We start from the raw sequence: 21962 nt of genomic DNA on the forward strand, positions 1-21962 counted from the left end.
TTGACAACAGTGCGGCTTTAGGCAAGCTCAAAATAAAAACAGTTTTATCCCACCTCCACCTCCGGGGAGTCCGCATGTCCACATCCGTGTTCTGTTCCGGCACTGTGCGCAACAGGCTTGTATTCGCCCTTTTTCTGCTGCTTCTGTCTTTTGGAAACGCCTGGGCCACGCCGGAATACAAGGTTCCGATCTCCCGCAAGGTCAACGGCCTGATCAGTTACTGGCATTTTGAAGGCCCGGTGGAACAACCCGGCGGCCGGGAAAGGCTGGAACTGCGTTTCAGCATGGACAAACAAAAATGCCGGGATGCCTACGGCGAGGACGGCGAATCGGTCTGTCGGCGCAATTTCGGCAGACGACCCGCGCCCGAAGTAACGATCACGCCACCCATGCCTGGCCGCTGGGAATGGAGCGGAGACCGCTTGCTCTTTTTCCCGGAAAAAGGCTGGCCCGTGGACACGGCCTACCAAGTGGATATCAGCCGGGCCCTGCCGCCGCGCGTAGCCGTGTCCGGCGCGGTGGCCTTCCGCAGCGCGCCCCTGCGCGCAAAAATCACGGGCAGCTTCAAATTTGATCCTGAAAATCTCAAAACCATGGCCGTCAGCGGCGAAATACGTTTCAATACGCCTGTGGACAAAACCGGCGTGGAGAGCCGCTTCAGCGCCGTTCCCCAGGGCGAAGGCCTGTTGCTGGGCGAACCCGTGCTGCATTTCAACGGTGATGATCGTCTGAACTACAGCCTGCCGGTCCTGCGCCTGGCGGCAAACGACGCGGGCCTGCGCGTCTCCCTGGCGCCGGGCTTCACGGCGGTGCACGGTGGCCCCCCTTCCAGGGGCGAGGACTTTTTCGTGCGCCTGCCCACCATCGACAACCTGTTCACCCTGAATACCGCTGAATTCAGCGTCGCCACCCGGCCCGACCTGCGGGCGCAGATGGTGCTTGCGCTGCATTTTTCTCTGCCGGTCAAGCCTTCCGAGGTTCTGGACAAACTGGACGTGCGCCTCTTGCCGCCAAGCCTGGAAAGTGAGGAACAAAGACAGCCCGACAACGAAGACGAAGATGGCGATGAAAACAAAAAATCGCAACAAGCTTCGGCCTGGACCATGGAACAGCTCACCCCGGAAATAATCGCCCAGGCTCCCCGGCTCGCATTGCAAGCCGGCGATGAAGAGGACAAGCCGTCCACGGATATTTTCTTCGCCATTGCCGACAGCCTGGAGGCCGACCGCAGCCTGTTGCTGTGCCTGCCGCAGGGCCTGACCAGCGCCGCAGGGCTGCATTCCGGCGCGGAAAGCCGGAAGCTGCTGCGAACGCCCGCCTTTCCCGAAGCCCTGCGTATTATGCAGAAGGGCGGCGTGCTGGCTCTGACCGGCGACGCCGTGGTTTCCATCTACAGCCGTAATCTGGATGCCGTGGACTATGAAGTAGCCCAGATCCGGCCCGAATTTCTCAATACCTTTCTGCTGGCCAACCTGGATCAACTGGACTACGACAATTACGATTATGACCAAGCCTATACCGGCAGCCGCCCGGATCTGGACAATCTGAGCGTCATCAGCCGGGGCAGTCTGCCGCTGCAGCGGCGCGACGCCATGTCGGCCCAGTTCAGCGCGCTCAATCTGCGGCCCCTGCTCCGCGACGGTCAGAAGGGCCTGTTCTATCTCAGCCTCACAGGCCGGCGCGACGCCGACAGCGTGGGTAAAGAAAACCGCTTTGTGCTGATGACGGACCTGGGCCTGATCCATAAGACCTCCGCCCAGGGCGGAAGTGTGGTCTATGCCGTCAGCCTGGCCGACGGCAAACCGCGCGGCAATGTGAATGTCCGGGTGATCGGAGCCAATGGCCTGCCTGTGTTCAGCGCCAGAACCGATGCGCGCGGCAAGGCCGTGCTGCCCTCTCTCGCGGGCTTCACGCGCGAAAAGAGGCCGCTGGCCCTGGCGGCGGCTCAAGGAAGCGATCTGGCCTTCCTGCCTCTGGAGCAATATGCGCGCAAGCTCAATTATTCGCGCTTCGACGTGGGCGGCAACCGGCTTTCCGACCAGGGGATCAACGCCTACCTGTTCAGCCAGCGCGGCATGTACCGTCCCGGCGAGAGCCTGCATTTCGGCTATCTGGTCAAACAGGGGCAATGGGGCTCCACGGAGCTTACGGGCCTGCCGTTGCGGGCCACGCTGTACAATCCGCGCGGCAACAAGGCGGCCAGTAAAAAAATCACGCTGACGGCCGAAGGTTTCGGCGAGCTTTCTTTCCCCCTGGAGGAAACAGCCCCCACCGGCCCTTGGGAATTGCGCCTGAGCACCGCCGACGACGGACAGCGCGGCGAAGTTTTGCGCGTGTCCAGGGTCATGGTGGAGGAATTCCAGCCCGAAACCCTTCGCCTGCAACTACGGCTCACGCCCGGCGCGGGCAAGGGCTGGCTGCGGCCCCAGGATCTGGAACAAGGACCGGAAAAGGATCAGGAAAACGGTCTGTCCGCGCGGGTAAATCTGGTCAACCTTTTCGGCGCACCCGCTGTGGGCCACGACGTCAAACTGCAAGTACACTTCGCGCCTGCGGCGTTTCACTTCCGCGAATATGCCGACTACAATTTTTACAATGCGGCCCGGAGTCTGAACGACCACTCAACGGAAATGCCGGTCCGGCAGACCGACGACCAGGGGGACGCCGTGTTCGCCCTGGGTCTGGCGGGCTACGAGAAGTCCACCTTCCGATTGAGCGCCCTGGCCGAAGGCATGGACGCCGGCGGCGGGCGCAGCGTCATGGCCGACGCCTCCCTGCTGTTTTCGCCTCTGGAATCAGTCGTGGGCTGGCGCAGCGACGCCGACCTGAACTATCTGCCTCAGCACGGCAAAGCCCGGCTGGACCTGCTGGCCGTGGACCATAAACTCGCCACCGTGGACCTGGGAGAGCTGGAGCTGAGCTTTGTGGGCATCAGTTATACGCGCAGTCTGACCCGCGACGGCCAGGGACAGTACCGCTATCAGAATCTGCCCCGGCGCAAGCCGTTGGGCACGCAAAAACTTCGCATGGACAAAAAGGCGGTTGTGGACCTGCGCCTGGACGAACCGGGCCCGCATCTGCTGGAAGCCCGCGACAAGACCGGCAATCTGGTCCTGCGGGTGCCCTACGAAGTAGCCGGTACGGCCCAGGCGCGCCTGGGCGAGGAACACGAGGCCAGGCTTACCGCAAAACTCAGCAAACAGGACTATGCCCCGGGCGAGACCGTGGAAATAGCCCTGAACACGCCTTACAAAGGCGCGGGTCTGATTACGGTGGAGCGGGAAGACGTGCTGGCTGAAACCTGGTTCACAGCCCAGGCCGGACAGAGCGTGCAGCGCCTGACCCTGCCCAGGGGGACTGAAGGCCGGGTATATTGCAATATCACCTATTTCCGGTCTGTGGACGACGCGGATATCTTTACCCAACCCATGGCCGGCGTGGTGCTGCCGTTCAGCATCAATATGCGGGGACGCGATCTGAGCCTGAGCGTGCGCACCGAAGCGGACGCAGCGCGCGCGGCAAGCCAGGTGGTCAGACCGGGGCAGACCCTTCCCGTGCGGGTGCGCGCCGAACAACCGTCCAAAGCCATTGTCTTCGCCGTGGACGAAGGCATTTTGCAGCTCACCTCCTACGCCACGCCCGACCCCCTGCGGGCACTGCTGGGCGACCGGGCCCTGGAGGTGGACACCTATCAGTATTTCGACCTGCTGATGCCGGAATACCGCCACCTGCGCGGCATGATTTCGGCCTTCGGCGGCGGCGAGGGAGCCAAACCCGCACCGCTGGAGCAACAAGCCGCTCTGGGACAGAACCCGTTCCACAGGCCCGGCGAAGCGCCCATGGTCTTCTGGTCCGGCGTGCTTGACGTGGGGCCCGAGGAAAGCCTGGTCCAGATCCCGGTGCCCCCGCAATTCAACGGCAAACTGCGGATCATGGCCGTGGGCTGCGCGCCCGGAGCCGTGGGCGCGGCCCGGACCGAGGCCGTGTCCAGGGCCGAAGTCGTCATCCAACCCATGCTGCCGCTTTTCGTGACGCCGGGCGATGTCTTTGAGGCCTCCGTCAGCCTGACGGACATGCTGGAGCGTCCGGAGGGTCAGGAGGACACAGCGCGCCGGGTGGCCCTTGGCGTGCGGAGCGACGGCGGCTGCACGCTGCTGGACGCCCTGCCCGAGCCCCTGGACCTTAAACCGGCGCGGCAACAGACCGTGCGCCTGCGCTTCCGGGCCGAAGACCTGCCGGGAGGGCATATGCTGAGCTTTATTGCCACGCCCCTGCCCGGCCAGCCCGGCGAAACGGTGGCGCGGCCCATGGGCCTTTCCATCCGGCCCGCGCTGCCGCGCTCCACCGACGTGCTTCTGGGCCGGGTCGGACAGGCCCCGTACACGGCCGAGGCCAAGTCGTCCCGCCGGCTCTATCCGCAGTTCGCGGAACTGCGCGCCTCCATCTCCGCCCTGCCGTTGCCGCTGGCCCACGGCCTGATGCGCTGGCTGGCCGCGTATCCTTACGGCTGCACGGAGCAACGCCTCAGCGCGGCTTTTCCCGACCTGGCGCTTCTGGCCCGGCCCGAATTGACGCCGCCTGACGCCCGCTACACGCCACAAAAAATCCGTGCCTGGATGCTGGAAACCATGCAGATGCTTCAGGCCCGACAGCTGGATGAAGGGCGTTTCGCGACCTGGCCCGGCGGAGGCAGAGGCGATCTCTTCCTTTCCGCCTATGCGGCGGACTTCCTGACCACCGCCAGAGCGGCGGGCCTCTCTCTGGCCGGTGGTCTGGACAAAGGATTCCTGGCCGCTCTGGAACAGGAGGCCATGCAAAGCCCCGACAGTCTGGAAGACGCCCGCGTCAAGGCGTATGCGACATGGGTGCTGACCCGCAACGGCGTACTGACCAGCAACATCCTGGCCACACTCTCGGCCTGGCTGGAGCGCTATGGGCCGGAGCAGTGGCGCAATGACCTGACCACCGTGTTCATGGCCGGCAGCTGGAAACTGATGAAGGAAGACAAACTGGCCGGAGAGTTGATCAGGGGATACCGTCCCGAGGCCGCGAAATCCTTCCGGGCGGATTATCCTTTCGACGGCCTGAGCTCCCGCGCCCTGTTTCTTACGGTGCTGGCAGGACAATTCCCGGAGGAACTCCGGGGGCAGAAGGCCCAGGACATGCTCGACGACATCTTCGACCTGGCGGCGCAACAGCGCTATACGACCATCTCGGCGGCGCAGGCGGCCAGGGCCTTGATGGCGTACAGCCGGAGCCTGGACGCCGGGCTGGCGCAGGCCTCGGTCAGCGGGCTGGATCAGACAGGCCGGACGCTTGCTCTGCCGCCGCTTCAGGGAAAGGGCGTGCGCGCCCTGGCCCTTGACAGCGAAAGCGGCGCGCCCTCCCGCGCGCTGCTGGAGCAACTGGCCGGGCTGAGCTTCACGGCGGACGCGCCCTTTTTCTGGCAACTGGAAAACGTGGGCTTCGGGCGGGATCTGCCCACGCAGGCCGTCAGCAAAGGGCTCAGCATACGGCGCGAACTGCGCACGCCCGAAGGCGATCCCGTCACAGCCCCCCGGCAGGGCGACGAGGTGGTGGTAGCTGTCATTGCCCGCGCCTTTGACAGAGAGCGGGAGAATATCGCCCTTGTGGACATGCTGCCCGGCTGCTTTGAATTTGTGGTCAGCCAGAGCGGAGAAAGCGCGGAACTGGCCACAAATCAGGGAAGCGTCCACGAGGACCGGGACATGGAGCCCGATTATGCCGAACGCCGGGAAGACCGGATGCTGATTTTCACGGATCTGGCGACGAGCGAGCGGGTTTTCCGCTACCGGGTCAAGATCACGGGCCGGGGCGAATTTACCTGGCCGCCCGTGCAGGCCGAAGCCATGTACGACCCGGAAGCCCGGGCCCTGAGCCTGCCGGAGAAGATCGTCATTGATGAGTAAACGGCGTCCGGGCGGGAGGCTGGTCCTTGTCGGCCTCCCGCTTTCGCTCTGCTGCGCGGCGCTGGCATTTGTGCTGGCGCTGTATGCCGCGCCCAGGCCAGACCTTTACGGCAAGACGGGCTTCTCGCGCGTTTTTCTGGACCGCCGGGACCGCGTGCTGCGCATTACCCTGGCCCCGGACGGCGCATACCGTATTTTCACGCCTCTGACGGCCATGCCCCCGGAACTCATGGAAGCCACCCTGCTCTATGAGGACCGTTCCTTTTATCGCCACTCCGGCGTCAATCCGCTGGCCCTGCTGCGTTCCGTGGCCCAGATGGCTCTCGGGGGCCGCCGCATGGGCGGCTCCACCATCAGCATGCAGGTGGTGCGCCTGACCCGAAAGTTCTCCACGGCCAGCATCCCCGGCAAACTGCGCCAGATATGGCAGGCTCTGGTGTTGGAACGGCATTACGGCAAGGATGAAATTCTCGAAGCCTACCTCAATCTTGCGCCCTACGGCGCCAATGTGGAAGGCGTGGGCGCGGCGGCGCGCATCTGGTTCCACAAGGAGGCCGCCGAACTCAGCCTGCCCGAAATTCTGGCCCTCGTACCGGTGCCCCAGCACCCGGCGGCGCGCAATCCCCTGGCAAGCCGGGGCCGCGCTTTGTCCCTGGCCCGTGCGCGCCTGGACAAAATCCGGCGCGAGGCTCATCCGCAAGACGCCGACCAGGGACTGCCCAATGTGCCTTTGCGGGTGCATGCGCTTTCAGAGCTGCCCTTTGCCGCGCCGCACGCCGTGGACAGCCTGCTGGCCGAAAGCGACCTGCCCCAAGGCCGTATCTCCACCACTCTGGATCTCGGCCTGCAACGCCTGCTGGAAGGCCAGTTACGCCGTGCCGTGGAGGCCGGACGGCTGTGGGGCATGGACAATGCCGCCGCCCTGCTGCTGGATTGGCGCAGTTGTGAGATCCTCGCCCTGGCCGGATCAGCCGATTATTTCAACGCCGCCATCCAGGGGCAGGTGGACGGCACGGCGGCGCGGCGCTCGCCCGGCTCCACGTTGAAACCCTTTATTTACGCCCTGGCCCTGCAGGAGGGACTGATCCATCCGGAAACCCTGCTTTCCGACACGCCACGCGCGTTCAAAGGCTATGAGCCGGAAAATGCCGACGGCGGCTTTCGCGGTCCCATCAGCGCGCGCAGGGCCCTGCTGGGCAGTCGCAACATCCCCGCCATCGCCCTGGCCAGCCGGTTGCCCGCGCCGGGCCTGTACGGTTTTTTGGACAAAGCCGGGGTGCATTTCGAGCACGGACCGGAGCATTACGGCCTGGCCCTGGTTCTGGGCGGCGGGGAAGTGAGCATGCGCGAGCTGGCCGGACTGTATGCTCTGCTGCCCAACCGGGGCATCTGGCGCTCGCCCGTGCTCCGGCGAGACGAACCCGCGACCGGGCCACTCCCCCTGCTCAAGCCCGAAGCGGCCTTTGTGGCTCTGCAAATGTTGCGCGCCCCGTCGCCCCAAGGCTTTGACCGCACCCCGACCTACTGGAAAACCGGCACTTCCAACGGCCTGCGCGATGCCTGGACCGCCGGGATTTTCGGACCTTATGTCCTGGTGGTCTGGGTGGGCCGTTTTGACGGCGCGGCCAATCACGGCTTCAACGGCCTGCACGCGGCGGCCCCCATTTTTTTCAGCATCCGGCGCTCCCTTGAGGCCCTGAACCCGGCCGGCGCTTTGCCGGATCCGGCCGCCGACGCCGAGGGGTTGAACATCCGCCGCATCGCCGTCTGCGCGGCCACGGGCGATACGGATCTCAGCCTCTGCCCGGAACCATCGCGCCAGACCGGCACCTGGTTCATCCCCGGCGTCTCGCCCATCCGCGATTCGGGCATTCTGCGGCGCATCCTGGTAGACGACGCCACGGGCTTTCGTCAGTGCCGGGCCATAGCGGGCCGCACCCGCGAAGTGGTCTGGGAATTCTGGCCTGCCGACCTGCGCCGTCTTTTCAGTCAGGCCGGCGTACGCAAGCTCCCGGCCCCGCCTCTGGCTCCGGAGTGCCGCGAGACGGATATCCCCTGGCAGGTTCCCGGCCGCGCCCCGCTGATTTCTTCGCCCAAACCGGGCCTGGTCTATGCGACGAGCCTCAAACATCCGCAAAAAATCCCTCTGCTGGCTGACGCGGACGCCGACGCGGGCTGCGTCTACTGGTTCGCGGGTACGCGCTATCTAGGCCGCAGCGAGCCGGACGAACCGCTGCTCTGGCAGGCCGCGCCGGGCGTCACCCGGCTCACGGCCGTTGACGACCTGGGCCGGGCGAGCAGCGTGCGGGTGGTGGCGGAGAGTCTCCCTGAGTGAGTTCCCACCATGAGCGTACGTCGTCCGTCTGTTTGCTTTGACAAGGATTGGCCGAGACCATATTCTGTTTCCCCTTTTGTTCCAGAACCCTTTGGGGAAACTTCCGCACCAGGGCAACTACTCATTCCAAATGCGGATTGCCCTGGCGGCCGCGTGAGCGGACCCCGCGGCACACGGGCGGCGTAGAGTTTGAAATGTTACACATTTCAAACGCAAAATGTTGTAATGGCCGGAGCCGGTTTTTCATGGACAGGTTGCTGCTCACTCTCGGGATCATTTTCGTCAGCCTGGCGGCGGGCTATGCCTTCCGGCACGCCGTCACGGCCGGGCGCGTCCGTCTTTCCGAGGAAACCATGACCGTTGCGCGCCAGCGCCTGCAGACAGCGGCGGTCTTTGTGCTGATTCCCATCTCGGCCATGCTCTCCCTCTGGGGCCTGCCCTCGCCGGACACGCGCCTGCTGGCCCTGCCCCTACTGGGCCTTGTCGCCTGGATCTGGGGCGGCGCGCTCTCGCTGCTTTTCGCCCATTGGCTCAGGCTGGACCGGGCTCAGACCGGCAGCCTCTACTGCTGCGGCACCTTCACCAATATCGGCGCCGTGGGCTCGCTGGTCTGCGTGCTCTTTCTCGGCGAAAGCGCCATCGCTCTGGTGGCCTTGTACCGGCTCTGCGAGGAACTGTTTTATTTCAGTGTTTCCTTTCCCATCGCCCGCTGGTACAGCCGGGAGAACGACGGCCGGCGGCTTTCCTTCCGCAACCTGCGCTTTGATCCCATTTTAAAAGTGGTGCTCAGCGCCCTTCTGCTCGGCATCGCGCTTAATCTGCTGCATGTGCCCCGTCCGGAATTCTGCGGTCATCTGGCCTCCGGCTTCATGATTCTGGCTACCGTGCTTTTTCTGTTTGCCATCGGTCTGAGCCTGCGGCTGTCGCGCCTGGCCCGCTATACCCGCCAGAGCCTTGCCGTGTGCGCCATAAAATTCATCGGCGTGCCGCTGTTGATCACCGGCATTGCCAAGGCCGTCGGTTACGGGACCATCGACAACGGCCTGCCCCTGAAAGTGGTGGCCGTGCTCTCGTCCATGCCCGTGGCCATGACCGCGCTGGTGCCGCCGTCCCTGTTCCGTCTGGATCTGGATCTGGCCAATGCCTGCTGGATTTTCAGCACCCTGGCTCTGGTGGCGGTGCTGCCCGCTTTGCTTCTGGTCCTGCCGCGGCTCTGACGCCCGGTGCGCCGCAGTCGATCCCGCGATAAAATGTTTGATTTTACCGCGTATATCTTCAGAGGAGGTTTTACTGATGAAACGCTGTTTGCTCCGGAGCGCCCTGGCGCTCTGCGCCTGTCTGCTGGCCGCGCCGTTCCCGGCCCCGGCGGCCCCCTACAAAGCCGAATACAAACTGAGCGTGGTGCCCGGCGCCACGTCCGGCTGGGGCATGACCGCCGCGTATTTCGCCGCCCTTGTGCGCGACCGCTCCCAAGGGCGCATCAACATCAAGGTCTATCCTTCCAGTCAACTGCTGGCGGGCAAACAGACCTCGGAATTCCTGATGCTGCGCAACGGGGCCATTGACTTCGCCCTGGCTTCGACCATCAACTGGTCCCCCCAGATCAAAGAACTGAACCTCACGGCCCTGCCCTTCTTCCTGGCCGTGCAGCCGGACCGCTACAAGGCCATGGACGCCGTCATGGCGGGCAAATCCGGCAAGATGATGGTTGACGCCATTGAGAAAAAGGGCGTGAAGATCATCGGCTGGGCCGAGAACGGTTTTCGCGAAATGACCACCAGCAAGGGCCCCATCAGCAAGCCCGAGGACATGAGCGGACTCAAGATCCGGGTGGTGGGCAGCCCCATCTTCATTGAGACCTTCCGTGCTCTGGGCGCCAATCCCGTGAACATGAACTGGAGCGAAGCCACCACCGGCTTCCAGCAGGGCGTGGTGGACGGACAGGAAAATCCCACCAACGGCATCAATATCCCTCTGAAAATCTGGGATTATCACAAGTACCACTGCGACTGGCACTACATCATCGACCCGCTGCTCATGGGCGTGAACCCCACGGTCTGGAAGAGCTTCAGCCCCGAGGACCAGAAACTGCTTCTGGAATGCGCTGCGGAAACCGAAAAATACGGCAAGGCGCTTTCCCGTCTGGGCATGGACGACGGCTCTTCCCTGGCCTACCTGAAGAGCATCGGCAAACTGCCGGAAGTGACCGAGCCCTACGCCTTCATGGAACAACAGGGCATGGTCGTCACCCGGTTGAGCCCGGAACAGATCGCCAAGTTCCACGAGGCCACCCAAAAGGTGCGCGCGGACTGGACCGCCAAGATCGGCCCGGATCTGGTCAAAGCCGCTGAAGAGGACATGGCCGCCGCCAAGTAACTAGAGCAGATTAACTTTGAAATTTTACAAATTTCAAAGTCGGCATTCTGGCGAAAAACGTGGTTTTCACCAGAATCCACGCCGCTTCGCGGCGCGCCGCACCGTGTGCGGCGTTAGAGCAGTTTCAAAGTGAAAATGCTCTAAAGAGTCGGGCGGATGCCGAAGCTCAGCGCCTGTTCGCGAACGGGCCTTTGCTCCGGCATCCGCGCCGGAATGCGGAGAGCATGATGTTGCGTTTTCTGGATACGCGCTTTGAGGAACTTCTCGGCTCGCTGTTGCTGGCGGTCATGGTGAGCATCGCGTTCATCAATGTGATCGTGCGCTACTGCACGTCTTTTTCCTTTGCCTGGACCGAGGAACTGACCGTCAATTTTTTTGTCTGGGTGGTACTGCTGGGCACGGCGCGCTCTTTCCGGGAAGGGAGCCATCTGGGCATGAACCTGCTCTATGACGCACTGCCGCGCAACGCGCGCCGGATCTGCTACTGGCTCGGCATGCTGCTCTGCATCGCCTTTTTCGGGGCACTGTGCTGGACCGGCACGCTGGAAGTGCTGGACGAGTACGATCTGGAATCCATTTCCGAATCCCTGGGCATTCCGGTCTGGTGGTACACCATTGCCACGCCGCTCTTTTCCCTGCTGATTATTTTCCGCATGCTGCAACGGTCCTGCGCCGATCTGCGCTCGGGCAACTACTAGAGAGGGCCGTTATGGAAACTACCCTGTTTCAGGACCCTGCATTCTGGCTGCTCACGCTCTTTCTGATCCCCCTGCTGCTCAGGGTGCCCATCGCCCTTTCCCTGGGTTTTGCGGCCCTTGTGGTCGTCTGGAAGTGGGATATGGGCTTCAGCATGCTCTCCTACAACTTTTTCGCGGGCATCGCCAAATTTCCTCTCCTGGCCATCCCCTTCTTCATCCTGGCGGGCTATATCATGGAGCGCGCGGGCATCGCTGCGCGCATTGTGGCCCTGATGGAAGCCCTGACCGGCTCCATGACCGGCGGCCTGGCCGTGGCCACCGTGGCCGTGGCTACCTTCTGGGGCGCGGTAAGCGGCTCCGGCCCGGCCACGGTGGCCGCGCTGGGCCTGATTCTGATCCCCGGCATGGCCATGGCGGGCTATGACAAAGCCTTTGCCGCGGCCACGGTTTCCGTGACCTCGGGTCTGGCCATCGTCATTCCGCCGAGCATCGCCTTCATCGTCTACGGCGGCGTGGCCAATGTCTCGGTACCGGCGCTGTTCGCGGCGGGCTTTATCCCCGGCGTCATTGTGGCCTTGTTCATCATGGGCGCGGTGCTGATCATTTCGCGCAAAAAGGGCTACCGGGGCGAAAAGCGCGGCCAGCTGGTGAGCAAGGCCTTGCGCGAGGCCTTCTGGGGCATAATGACGCCTGTGGTCATTCTCGGCGGCATTTACGGCGGCGTGTTCACGCCCACCGAGGCCGCGGCTGTGGCCGTGTTCTATGGCCTGTTCGTGGGCGTGTTCATTTACCGCACCATCAACAGCCTGAACATGCTGTTCGAAATTTTTTCCGCCAGCATGCGGGCCACAGCCGTGGTCATGATTGTGGTGACCTGCGCGGGCCTTTATTCCTGGGTGGCCTCCACCGTGGGCCTGGTGGAAAAAGGTTCGGCCGTGCTGCTCTCCCTGTCGGACAACCAGTGGGTTGTGCTGCTGATGATCAACATCATCCTGCTGCTGGCAGGCATGCTGCTGGACGCCATCTCCATTTATTACGTTTTTCTGCCCTTCATGCTCCCCATCATGGCCCACTTTCACTGGGATCCCATCTGGTTCGGCATCATGATGACGGTCAACCTGGCCGTGGGACAAGTCACGCCGCCCGTAGCGGTCAATCTGTATGTGGGGGCCAACATCAGCGGCCTGAGCATGGAGCAGATCAGCAAACCGGCCCTGCCGCTGATTTTCGCGGCATTGCTGGCCCTGGTCGTCATCGTGCTCTTCCCTCGGCTTTCCACATTCCTGCCGCAACTGCTCGGCCTGTCGTAGCCGGAATCCTCCGCAGCATTTAACAGGTGGCATGCCCAGGCACGGCAAAGCCGCCGTCCGGAATCCGGACGGCGGCTTTGCCGTGGGAATATCCTCATGCGCGGCGTCAGCGTTTTACAAAGGCGAATCGCTACATATACCGAGGCATTCCCGTAACGCTTCTTCATGGGCCATGCGGGAAGCCGGGGAAAAACAAACCAGCCGCACCTCGTCCAGTTCCGGATGATCGCTCAGGAAATCCAGCACCGTGCCCACGGAGATATGAGCCGCCTCCCGTGCAGGATAGCCGTAAAGCCCGGTGGAAATAGCCGGAAAGGCCACAACCCGCGCCTTGACGCCCACGGCCTCTTCCAGAGAGCGCCGGTACGCCGAGGCCAGCAAACGCGCTTCGCCGTGCCTGCCGCCCCGCCAAACCGGCCCCACAGTGTGGATGACATAGCGCGCGGGAAGGCGAAAGCCGGGCGTAACTTTGGCCTCGCCCGTGGGACAACCGCCCAGAGGACGGCAGGCGGCCAGGAGTTCCGGCCCGGCGGCACGATGAATGGCTCCGTCCACGCCGCCTCCGCCCAGCAGGCCTTCATTGGCGGCATTGACAACGGCATCCACGGCCTGGCGGGTAATGTCGCCTTCCATAATACGCAAACGTTGCGCGGCCTTTTCCATATAATTTCCTTTCGACATGGTATTGCGGCTTCAGGGCCGACGATATCCTCCCACGGCTCCATGCGGGCTGAGTACGATCTGCCACAATTGCAGATCACGCGCGCGGAATGCCCCGGCGCAACTCAGCAAATAGTAGCGGAACATGCGGAACACGCTTTCCGAGCAGGAGAATTTTCCCACTTCCCGTCCTCGCTTGAAGTTCTCAGCCCAAGCCATCAGAGTCTTGTCGTAATCGGCTCCGAAATTATGCCAGTCTTCCATGACAAAGCGTCCGGCAATGGCATTGCCGATCTCGGCAATACTGGGCAGGATGCCGTTGCGGAAGATATATTTTTCAATCCACGGGTCCACGGAAAGACGTTTCTGATTGGCGCCGATGGTGTGCAGCAGGAAAAGGCCGTCCTCACGGAGCAGATGACGGGCCGAATCCATGAACACGGCATAGTTTTTGTGTCCCACATGCTCGAACATGCCTACGGAAACAATGCGCTCATACTTGCCGATCAGGGAGCGGTAGTCTTTCAGCAGCCACTCCACGTCTAGGCCCTGGCTGTGGCTTTCGGCATATTGGGCCTGAGCCCAGGAAACCGTGACGCCCGTCACATGCACACCATAGTGCTGTGCCATATAGCGACCCAGGCCGCCCCAGCCGCAGCCGATGTCCAGGACGCGCATACCCGGCTTTAACTGTAATTTTCGGCAGATCAGCTCCATTTTATCCTGCTGGGCCCGCTCCAGGCTGTCGGCATGTTCCCAATAACCGCAACTATACTGCATGAATGGATCGAGCATGGCTTCAAACATATCGTTGTCAAAGTCATAATGCCCTCTGGCCACCATGCGGGCTCGGGCCATGCTTTGCAAATTGCGCAAGGCATAGGCGGCAATGCCCAGCAAGACCGGCAGGGTCAGCCGGAAATGCTTTTCCAGGTCGCCGCGCATAATCCGGCAAAAGAGCTGGTCCAGAGCTTGGCAGTCCCACCAGCCTTCCATATAGGCTTCGCCGAGGCCCAGGCTGCCCTGACGGATGACCCGGCCCCAAAGGTGATGGTTATGTATTTGAATATCCCAAGGTCGGGATCCGTTTATCTGTACGTCAATCTTGGCCAGCATCTCCTTGATGACCGACTCTGTCATGGTTATGGCTCCAAATGCTTTTTCCGCCGCTCTGTATTGTCAAAAAGCCGCCGCCGAAAAAGAACAGCGGAAACAAAAAGAAGGTCAGGGGCAACAGCTTTTTCATATATTACCTTATACTTCTTTTGAAGTATCCCCATCCGCGCCTGTTGACAAGAGGCGCATGTTCTAAAAATACCTTATTATTTATTATAGTTAAATAAAAAATTTACGGCCTTGCACTTGTGCATAACAAAAGGCTACGGGGTACGCGGCGAACTTTGCCTTGCGGAACGGATTTTGCTATTACTTCGGACATATCACTACGCTTCTGTCCCACAGGATGAATTGATGGCACATACTCTTCTGGTTACGGGCGGCGCGGGCTTCATCGGCTCGGCTGTAGTCCGCGAGATGCTTTCGGCCAGCGCTTGGCGCGTGGTCAATGTGGACAAACTCACCTACTCCGGCAATCCGGCCTCCCTAGCCGATGTGGCGGACAATCCGCGTTATAATTTCATCCAGGCCGACATCGCGGATGCTGCGGCCATGCGCGCGGCCTTTGAAATTTTTGAGCCGGACGCGGTCATGCATCTGGCGGCGGAAAGCCATGTGGACCGCTCCATTGACAGCCCGGCGGCCTTTCTGGAAACCAACGTGCACGGCACCTTTGTCCTGCTGGAAGAGGCCCGCCGTTACTGGAAAACCCTGACCGCCTCGGATTCTCCCAAGGCTCGGGATTTTCGTTTCCATCATATTTCCACGGATGAGGTTTTCGGCGACCTGAGCGGCGGCGAGAGTTTTTTTACAGAAAAGACGCCCTATGCCCCCAGTTCGCCCTACTCGGCCAGCAAGGCGGCCTCGGACCATCTGGTGCGGGCCTGGCAGCGGACTTACGGCCTGCCCACTCTGGTGACCAATTGCTCCAATAATTACGGGCCGCGTCAATTCCCGGAGAAATTGATTCCTCTGACCATTCTCAATGCCCTGGCCGGGCGGGAACTGCCTGTATACGGCGACGGCGGCCAGATCCGCGACTGGCTCCATGTGGAGGATCACGTGCGCGCTCTGCTCTTGGTGCTGGCGCGCGGGCGTGTGGGCGAAACGTATGCCGTGGGCGGGCACTGCGAAAAAAAGAATATCGACGTGGTGCGCGCCATTTGCGAACTTCTGGAAGAAATGGCGCCTCAAAAACCGACGGGAGTCAGCCGCTATGCGGATCTGATCCGCTTTGTGCGCGACCGGCCCGGCCATGACAGTCGCTATGCCATTGACGCCTCCAAGATCGCTACGGAACTGGGCTGGCGGCCGCGCGAAAGTTTTGCCACCGGCCTGCGCAAAACCGTGCGCTGGTACCTCGACAATGAAACCTGGTGGCGGGCCGTGCTGGACGGCAGTTACCGTTGCGAACGCCTGGGCACCCGGGTCTGAGGAGAGGGAGGCATGGACTACAAAGGCATTGTTCTGGCCGGCGGCACGGGCACGCGCCTGCACCCCATTACCTTGGGCGTGTCCAAACAGCTTTTGCCCATTTACGACAAACCCATGATCTATTATCCCCTGTCAGTGCTTATGCTGGCGGGCATCAGGGAAATACTGGTCATTTCCACGCCCCTGGACCTGCCCCAGTACCAGCGCCTGCTGGGGGACGGTTCCCGTTTCGGACTGCGTCTGAGTTATGCCGTGCAGCCCGAGCCCGCAGGCATTGCCCAGGCCTTTCTCCTCGGCGAGCGCTTTCTTGAGTCGTCGCCGGTTTGCCTGATTCTGGGCGACAATATCTTTCACGGCCAGCATTTCACCGAAAAACTGCTGCGCGCCGCCTCCCGGCGACAGGGAGCCACCATTTTCGGCTATATGGTCAAAGACCCCGAACGCTTCGGCGTGGTGAGCTTTGACGATGCGGGCAAGGCCACGGCCATTGTGGAAAAACCGGCCAAACCGCTGTCGCCTTTTGCCGTCACAGGACTATATTTTTACGACCACGCCGTCGTGGACATCGCCAAGAAGATCCTTCCCTCGGCGCGCGGCGAACTGGAAATCACCAGCGTCAACCAAGCCTATCTTGAATGCGGCCAACTGCGCGTGGAAAAACTGGGACGCGGCTTCGCCTGGCTGGATACGGGCACGCACACCAGCCTTCTGGAAGCCTCGGCCTATGTCCAGACCATTGAGGAACGCCAAGGGCTCAAGGTCGCCTGCCTGGAAGAAATCGCCTGGCGGCAGGGCTGGATAGACGACGCGGCCATGGAACAGGCCGGGCATTTTTTTGCCAAAACCGGTTACGGGCAATACCTGCTGCGCCTGCTGCGGACACGCTGAAGGAAAAAACATGGAATTCAAAATGCTGGCTCCCGGCGGGCCCGTGCTGATGGTTCCCGCTGTCCACGGCGACGAACGCGGTTTTTTTATGGAAACCTTTCGTCAGAATGAGTTTGAGGCCCAATGCGGCTCACATGCTTTTGTTCAGGACAATCACAGCAAGTCCCGGCAAGGCGTCCTGCGCGGCATGCACTATCAACTCCGGCAGCCGCAGGGCAAACTGGTGCGGGTGATTCAAGGGCAAGTTTACGATGTAGTCGTTGATCTGCGCGTTTCCTCGCCCACGTTCGGCCAAAGCTTCGCCGCCCTGCTGGATGATGCGAATCGCCATATGCTCTGGGTGCCGCCCGGCTTTGCGCACGGCTTTCTGGTGCTGAGCTCAGAGGCCGAATTCGTATACAAGTGCACAACGTATTACGCGCCTGATGACGAATACTGTCTGCGTTGGGATGATCCAGTTCCCGGCATTACGTGGCCCTTGCTCGCCGAAGCCCTTGTCGTCTCCGCCAAAGACCGGGAAGGGCTTGCCTTCGGGGATTGTCCTAAATATCGCTGACAGGAAATGAATATGACAAGCACGCCGTGCCTCATTTCAGTCATTATCCCCTGCTACAATTACGGCCGTTTCTTGCCCGACGCCGTCAACAGCGTGTTAGGTCAGAAAAAAGACGGGCTGGCAGTAGAAATCATTGTCGTGGACGACGGTTCCACGGACGACACTGCTGCCGTGGCTCAAGGTCTGGGGTCGGCTATTCGCTATATTCATCAGGAAAATCAGGGGCTTTCAGCGGCGCGCAATACAGGAATCCGGGCCGCTAAAGGTGATTATCTTGTTTTTTTGGATGCTGACGACCTACTGACCGCCGGAACGCTGGCAAGCCATCTGGACAATTTTGCAGCCCATCCGGAATTGGACGTCAGCGTCTGCCTGAGCCTTCAAACCTTTGAAAATAAGGACGGTTCTGAGGCAAATTATTTGTGGCCTCTCAAATGCGCACATCTGGATATGCACCTCTGCCACAGCAACATTTCTCCAGTGCATACCTTTATGCTGCGCGCCAACGCCGCACAGGAAATCGGTTTTTTTGATCCTGACCTCAAGGCCTGTGAAGATCAGGACTATTGGCTGCGTTGCGCCGCTCTGGGCAAACGTTTTGGAGTCAATCCCGAAGGCTTGGTCATTTACCGGCAGCACGGCCAAAGCATGACCAGCCAGATGCCACGACAGTTGGCCCATGATGCCGCTATTCGTTTTAAAATCAGCATGCTGCTGGAAACCAGACCGGATTTTCCCCGGGCCGGAAAATTTTACGGCTGGCTGGCGCACGCCGCCGGAACCATCTGCAGCGCCTGCGGACTCTACTCAAGCGCGCCTCAGTTCGCTCTAAAACTGCTGGACGAATCGTCCAAAGCCATACTGAGGACCGCTGCGCTTGCAGCGCAGACGAAGATAGAAGATGCCCATCTGATTCTGGCGGAACGCTACTTCGTTGGCGAATATTTCTTGCGGGCCGGTGGCTTTGCCGCTCATTTCTGCCGTACTCTTGAAAAAGCGGCAGGTTTTCTTGCAACTCGCCACGCGAAGCTGGCCAGCCTGAGCAAGCGCGAGTTGGGTACCAGACAGAAGCAGCTCTTCCCCCGGCTGTGTTGCGACTATGAGCGAATGCAGACAACGGTCAAAAGAAGCAGTATCATCTGCGAACGCTAATCAGCGCTCCCCGTTTGCACTCTCCACTAAAAAAGGCTGCTTCTTTCAAGTTATATACATTTGTGAATACAAGAGAAGCATATGAAACTACTCCCTGAAGTATCCGTAATTATGTCCGTGTATAATGGAGAAGAACATTTGGATGAATGCTTGAAAAGCATCTGTGAACAGACATTTTCTGATTTTGAATTCATTATTGTAGATGATGCATCCACAGACAATACTGCTGAAATTTTAGAGCGCTGGCGACGTACGGATTCGCGCATCCGGCTTTTACGCAACCCTGAAAACAAGGAACGCTCCATTTCCCGTAACCGGGCCATTATGGCGGCCCGTGCCCCTCTTATCGCTGTAATGGATGCCGATGATCATGCACTGCCGGTAAGACTGGCGTTGCAAACTGCCTTTCTGCAAGCGCACCCCGAAGTTCAAATATTGGGCGGCGACATGCTTATATACAATAGTGGAAAATGCTTACAGCACCCACAAAACAACGATGCTATTCGCGCAGCCCTATTTTTTGACTGCAGTATATTTCATCCAACCACCATGCTGCGCAAATCTATTCTTACTAATGAAAACAAATGGTATAACCCTTCTCTCCCTCCTACAGAGGATTATGGACTCTGGGCTGACCTCCTAACAGTTTCCACAGCTGTGTTTGCAAATATTCCAGAACCATTAGTGCGTTATCGTTTTAGCGTTGAGCCCCGCCCGCTGTATGTAGACAAACAATTCCGTAATGCAAACGTGGTGCGCGCCAGGATTTTGGAACAACTGGGATTGCCACCCAGTACAGAGAACATGAGATGCCATCTCGCTCTTTTATTCTGCAATGCGCAAGCGCTGGGCGTCACGCCTGCCCAATGCGCTCTATATGGCAATAAGTTATTGGAAGCCAATGCCCGCCGCCCCTTGACATCTCACTCCGCACTGGAGGCCGAAGTATCTCGTCGCGTTGCACAGCTTTTCCAAGTCGACATGCTGCAACGGCGAAGCCATGTTCCGGGAAACCATTAAAACAGGAGCAGCCGCTTGAACATTCTCTGTTTTGCCCCTTTTTCCGCAGCGTGGGATCTACATGGATATATTGAAATGTGCATCTTACAGTCTTTGAGAGAAAAAGGCTGCAATATTATATATGTATTTTGCGATATTTCCAGTGATTATTGCTACCTGTATCTTCATGGAAAGGCTAATTGCGCCTATTGCCAACAAATATCCGCCGCTTTTGCTGCAGAAAAAAACATGCCTTACATCTGGTTGAGCCGTTTTGCCCATGCGGATGACCACGCTACAGCAAAAGCCTTTGTGGAGAGCCTTTCTCCCGAGGAATATCCACACGCCAGCTATGCGGGCAAAGACTTAGGACGCTGGGTCTTCTCAACATTCATCAGCTTTTTGCGGGAAAACACCTTCGACTGGCATAATGAAACGCACGTTCGTGTGTACGGGAGCCTGCTTGTTTCTGCTCTGGAAACGACTTTGGCCCTGGAACGTCTGCTGCTGCAAGGACGGTACGACCGCGTGCTCATGTTCAACGGGCGTTTTCTGCCTGGCTGTATACTGCTGGATATGGCGGAGTCCAAGGGGATTACCTGTTACCTGCACGAGAGGGGCAGCCGACCCGATTTCATGCGTGTGGTCCGCCACGATCCGTCTTCACAACTGCACCCCATGGATATACGCCCTCCAGAAAAATTGCTGATGTTGCCCCTGACCCCGGAACAATTGGAAAAAACCCAATCCATCATGCTGCAAGCGGAAAAAGGGAGCGCCGGTCTCAATTGGGACAGATTTTCACCACAAATAGAACATGCTGACTTGCGTACCAGTTTGGGCATTGAGCCGGGCAAGCGTGTCTGGGCCTTTTTCGTCTCTTCCGACGATGAAATGGCCGCATTCAAGGGCTATGAATATCCAGACTTCCCAACTCAGTTGGATGGTCTCATAACTATCATCCAAATAGTGACTAAATTTTCCGACGTGCACCTGGTTATACGCATGCACCCCAATAGTGGCGCAAAGGGAACCAAACGGGTGCCCTTAGTTGACAAGCTCACATCTTTTTTACGCCACCGCAACCATGTAAACGTCACCACCATCGCAGCGGATGATGCGATAAACACCTACCAGCTCATGAAACTTGCCGAGGTCGGCTTGGTGGCTTGTAGCACCTGCGCAGCTGAGATGCTCCACAGAGGCAAACCAAGCATGGCCTTCCACAAATACATAACAAAAAATCAAGGAATATTTGTGGCTGACAGCAAGACAGCCATGAAAAATATCCTCCATCGTTTTCATGAAAAAGATATCTCGCGGGAAGAATTGAAAGAGTGCTTTCGCCGCAGCCTGCGCTATCGATACGTTAAGTTGTTCCGCAGTAATATTCCATTTGAAATGATTAAACAAACCTCGCCGCATACGGTACGCGCTCTTTTTCGGCGGGTAGAAGATATCAAAAATGCGCGCTGTCCCGTTTTGAACAAACTTTCGGACCAGATTCTTCAAGATGAGGAAATTGCCTTTGACTATGTTGATAAAAGCATGCAACTTCCCGATCAAGATGCGGAAAATGTATGGATCGACGCCTATATGGATCAATATTTTATATCCTGAGGCTTCTTTGTTCACTATCTCACTCCAGCGAGTACGTGTCACTGCGTCTACATGAATATTTATCCATAGATATCACCTCCGCACCAAATATATAACTGTATTGCGCGGCAGCAGAAAAGAAATACAACCCGGTGACATGGCCGGATTGGAAGTAGAAAGATATGTTCAACGGTAAATCCATTCTTATTACCGGCGGTACCGGCTCTTTCGGCAAGAAATGTACGGAAATTTTGCTGCGGTCATATGCACCGAAGAGGTTGATCATCTTTTCCCGCGACGAACTCAAGCAGTTTGAAATGGCGCAACTATTTCCCCCAGAGCGATACTCATGTATGCGCTACTTTATCGGTGATGTGCGCGACAAAGAACGCCTATACCGGGCTTTTCGCGGTGTAGATTACGTTATTCACGCTGCAGCGCTCAAACAGGTTCCCGCCGCCGAGTACAATCCTACGGAGTGTATCCACACCAATGTGGGCGGCGCGGAAAATATCGTCAATGCGGCGGCGGACTGCGGGGTAAAAAAGGTGGTAGCTCTTTCCACCGACAAGGCCGTGGCCCCGGTCAATCTTTACGGAGCCACAAAACTCTGTTCGGACAAACTTTTTATCGCCGCCAACGCCTATACCGCCTGCGATACTGTATATTCCGTTGTTCGCTACGGCAACGTCATGGGCAGCCGCGGTAGCGTCATCCCCTTCTTTATCAAAAAAAAGAACGAAGGAGGGCCCCTGCCTGTTACGGATACACGCATGACCCGCTTCTGGATCACCTTGGAGCAGTCCGTACATATGGTGCTGCGCTCTTTTGAGTTGGCCGGAGGTGGAGAAATTCTGGTGCCCAAGATTCCGAGTATGAAGATCACAGATCTGGCCGAAGCCATTGCAC

General features: G+C 59.4%; 16 protein-coding genes. 13 read left to right on the forward strand and 3 right to left on the reverse strand.

Going from position 1 to position 21962, the window contains the following annotated elements; translation table 11 throughout:
• Positions 1-74: 74 nt before the first annotated feature.
• The 6 genes from KH208_RS04330 to KH208_RS04355 all read left to right on the forward strand — a co-directional run bounded on the left by KH208_RS04330 (position 75) and on the right by KH208_RS04355 (position 12649).
• Positions 75-5930 carry an MG2 domain-containing protein gene (locus KH208_RS04330; RefSeq protein ID WP_291434148.1) on the forward strand — a complete coding sequence of 1952 codons (5856 nt, stop codon included), beginning with the start codon at positions 75-77 and terminating at the stop codon, positions 5928-5930.
• Positions 5923-8265, forward strand: coding sequence for a penicillin-binding protein 1C (pbpC, locus tag KH208_RS04335; RefSeq protein ID WP_291434150.1), 2343 nt, complete (start codon positions 5923-5925; stop codon positions 8263-8265). Before KH208_RS04330 ends, pbpC begins: the two co-directional genes overlap by 8 nt.
• Before the next feature lie 245 nt (positions 8266-8510).
• Positions 8511-9482, forward strand: a complete 972-nt coding sequence (locus KH208_RS04340) for a hypothetical protein (RefSeq protein ID WP_291434152.1) — start codon at positions 8511-8513, stop codon at positions 9480-9482.
• Positions 9483-9558: 76 nt separating this feature from the next.
• Positions 9559-10641, forward strand: coding sequence for a DctP family TRAP transporter solute-binding subunit (locus KH208_RS04345; protein WP_291434153.1), 1083 nt, complete (start codon positions 9559-9561; stop codon positions 10639-10641).
• A gap of 227 nt (positions 10642-10868) precedes the next feature.
• Positions 10869-11339, forward strand: coding sequence for a TRAP transporter small permease (locus tag KH208_RS04350; RefSeq protein ID WP_009301521.1), 471 nt, complete (start codon positions 10869-10871; stop codon positions 11337-11339).
• 11 nt (positions 11340-11350) lie between these two features.
• Positions 11351-12649 (forward strand): TRAP transporter large permease, encoded by a 1299-nt coding sequence (locus KH208_RS04355; protein WP_291434157.1) that lies wholly within the window; start codon positions 11351-11353, stop codon positions 12647-12649.
• Between the two features lie 114 nt (positions 12650-12763).
• Here the strand turns inward: KH208_RS04355 and KH208_RS04360 are convergent, their stop codons facing one another.
• From KH208_RS04360 to KH208_RS04370, 3 genes are read right to left on the reverse strand one after another with little or no spacing between them, the layout of a single operon-like run.
• On the reverse strand, positions 12764-13312 hold the full coding sequence (locus KH208_RS04360; RefSeq protein WP_291434159.1) for an O-acetyl-ADP-ribose deacetylase: 549 nt from the start codon (positions 13310-13312) through the stop codon (positions 12764-12766).
• A gap of 30 nt (positions 13313-13342) precedes the next feature.
• On the reverse strand, positions 13343-14449 hold the full coding sequence (gene cfa / locus KH208_RS04365; protein WP_291434161.1) for a cyclopropane fatty acyl phospholipid synthase: 1107 nt from the start codon (positions 14447-14449) through the stop codon (positions 13343-13345).
• Positions 14409-14555: a hypothetical protein gene (locus tag KH208_RS04370; RefSeq protein WP_190276387.1), complete on the reverse strand. Its 147-nt coding sequence runs from the start codon at positions 14553-14555 to the stop codon at positions 14409-14411. The genes cfa and KH208_RS04370 overlap by 41 nt, the downstream gene beginning before the upstream one ends.
• Positions 14556-14779: 224 nt before the next feature.
• On the opposite strand from KH208_RS04370, the gene rfbB reads away from it, so the two are divergent.
• The 7 genes from rfbB to pseB form a co-directional block, all read left to right on the forward strand.
• Complete coding sequence (gene rfbB, locus KH208_RS04375; protein WP_291434165.1) at positions 14780-15859, forward strand: dTDP-glucose 4,6-dehydratase; 1080 nt, start codon at positions 14780-14782, stop codon at positions 15857-15859.
• A gap of 12 nt (positions 15860-15871) precedes the next feature.
• Positions 15872-16747, forward strand: a complete 876-nt coding sequence (gene rfbA / locus KH208_RS04380; RefSeq protein WP_291434167.1) for a glucose-1-phosphate thymidylyltransferase RfbA — start codon at positions 15872-15874, stop codon at positions 16745-16747.
• 10 nt (positions 16748-16757) lie between these two features.
• Positions 16758-17303, forward strand: coding sequence for a dTDP-4-dehydrorhamnose 3,5-epimerase (rfbC, locus tag KH208_RS04385; RefSeq protein ID WP_291434169.1), 546 nt, complete (start codon positions 16758-16760; stop codon positions 17301-17303).
• Between the two features lie 12 nt (positions 17304-17315).
• Positions 17316-18455 (forward strand): glycosyltransferase, encoded by a 1140-nt coding sequence (locus KH208_RS04390; protein ID WP_291434171.1) that lies wholly within the window; start codon positions 17316-17318, stop codon positions 18453-18455.
• An 81-nt stretch (positions 18456-18536) separates the two neighbouring features.
• A complete protein-coding gene (locus KH208_RS04395) occupies positions 18537-19475 on the forward strand; it encodes a glycosyltransferase family A protein (RefSeq protein ID WP_291434173.1) in 939 nt (312 codons plus the stop codon).
• Positions 19476-19490: 15 nt separating this feature from the next.
• Entirely contained in the window at positions 19491-21074 is a 1584-nt protein-coding gene (locus tag KH208_RS04400) for a hypothetical protein (protein WP_291434174.1), read from the forward strand.
• A gap of 161 nt (positions 21075-21235) precedes the next feature.
• Positions 21236-21962, forward strand: a 727-nt coding sequence (gene pseB / locus KH208_RS04405; protein WP_291434176.1) for a UDP-N-acetylglucosamine 4,6-dehydratase (inverting), incomplete at its 3' end; no start/stop codon positions are given.

Source organism: Desulfovibrio sp., from assembly GCF_018379785.1.
Lineage (GTDB): Bacteria > Desulfobacterota > Desulfovibrionia > Desulfovibrionales > Desulfovibrionaceae > Desulfovibrio.

Bases quoted from the DNA above. Each gene is read 5' to 3' on its own strand.
- KH208_RS04345 (WP_291434153.1), top strand. From the start codon at position 9,559: ATGAAACGCTGTTTGCTCCGGAGCGCCCTGGCGCTCTGCGCCTGTCTG.
- rfbC (WP_291434169.1), top strand. From the start codon at position 16,758: ATGGAATTCAAAATGCTGGCTCCCGGCGGGCCCGTGCTGATGGTTCCC.
- cfa (WP_291434161.1), bottom strand. From the start codon at position 14,449: ATGACAGAGTCGGTCATCAAGGAGATGCTGGCCAAGATTGACGTACAG.
- KH208_RS04395 (WP_291434173.1), top strand. From the start codon at position 18,537: ATGAAACTACTCCCTGAAGTATCCGTAATTATGTCCGTGTATAATGGA.
- KH208_RS04340 (WP_291434152.1), top strand. From the start codon at position 8,511: ATGGACAGGTTGCTGCTCACTCTCGGGATCATTTTCGTCAGCCTGGCG.
- KH208_RS04330 (WP_291434148.1), top strand. From the start codon at position 75: ATGTCCACATCCGTGTTCTGTTCCGGCACTGTGCGCAACAGGCTTGTA.
- KH208_RS04350 (WP_009301521.1), top strand. From the start codon at position 10,869: ATGTTGCGTTTTCTGGATACGCGCTTTGAGGAACTTCTCGGCTCGCTG.
- rfbA (WP_291434167.1), top strand. From the start codon at position 15,872: ATGGACTACAAAGGCATTGTTCTGGCCGGCGGCACGGGCACGCGCCTG.
- pbpC (WP_291434150.1), top strand. From the start codon at position 5,923: ATGAGTAAACGGCGTCCGGGCGGGAGGCTGGTCCTTGTCGGCCTCCCG.
- KH208_RS04355 (WP_291434157.1), top strand. From the start codon at position 11,351: ATGGAAACTACCCTGTTTCAGGACCCTGCATTCTGGCTGCTCACGCTC.
- KH208_RS04370 (WP_190276387.1), bottom strand. From the start codon at position 14,555: ATGAAAAAGCTGTTGCCCCTGACCTTCTTTTTGTTTCCGCTGTTCTTT.
- KH208_RS04390 (WP_291434171.1), top strand. From the start codon at position 17,316: ATGACAAGCACGCCGTGCCTCATTTCAGTCATTATCCCCTGCTACAAT.
- KH208_RS04360 (WP_291434159.1), bottom strand. From the start codon at position 13,312: ATGGAAAAGGCCGCGCAACGTTTGCGTATTATGGAAGGCGACATTACC.
- rfbB (WP_291434165.1), top strand. From the start codon at position 14,780: ATGGCACATACTCTTCTGGTTACGGGCGGCGCGGGCTTCATCGGCTCG.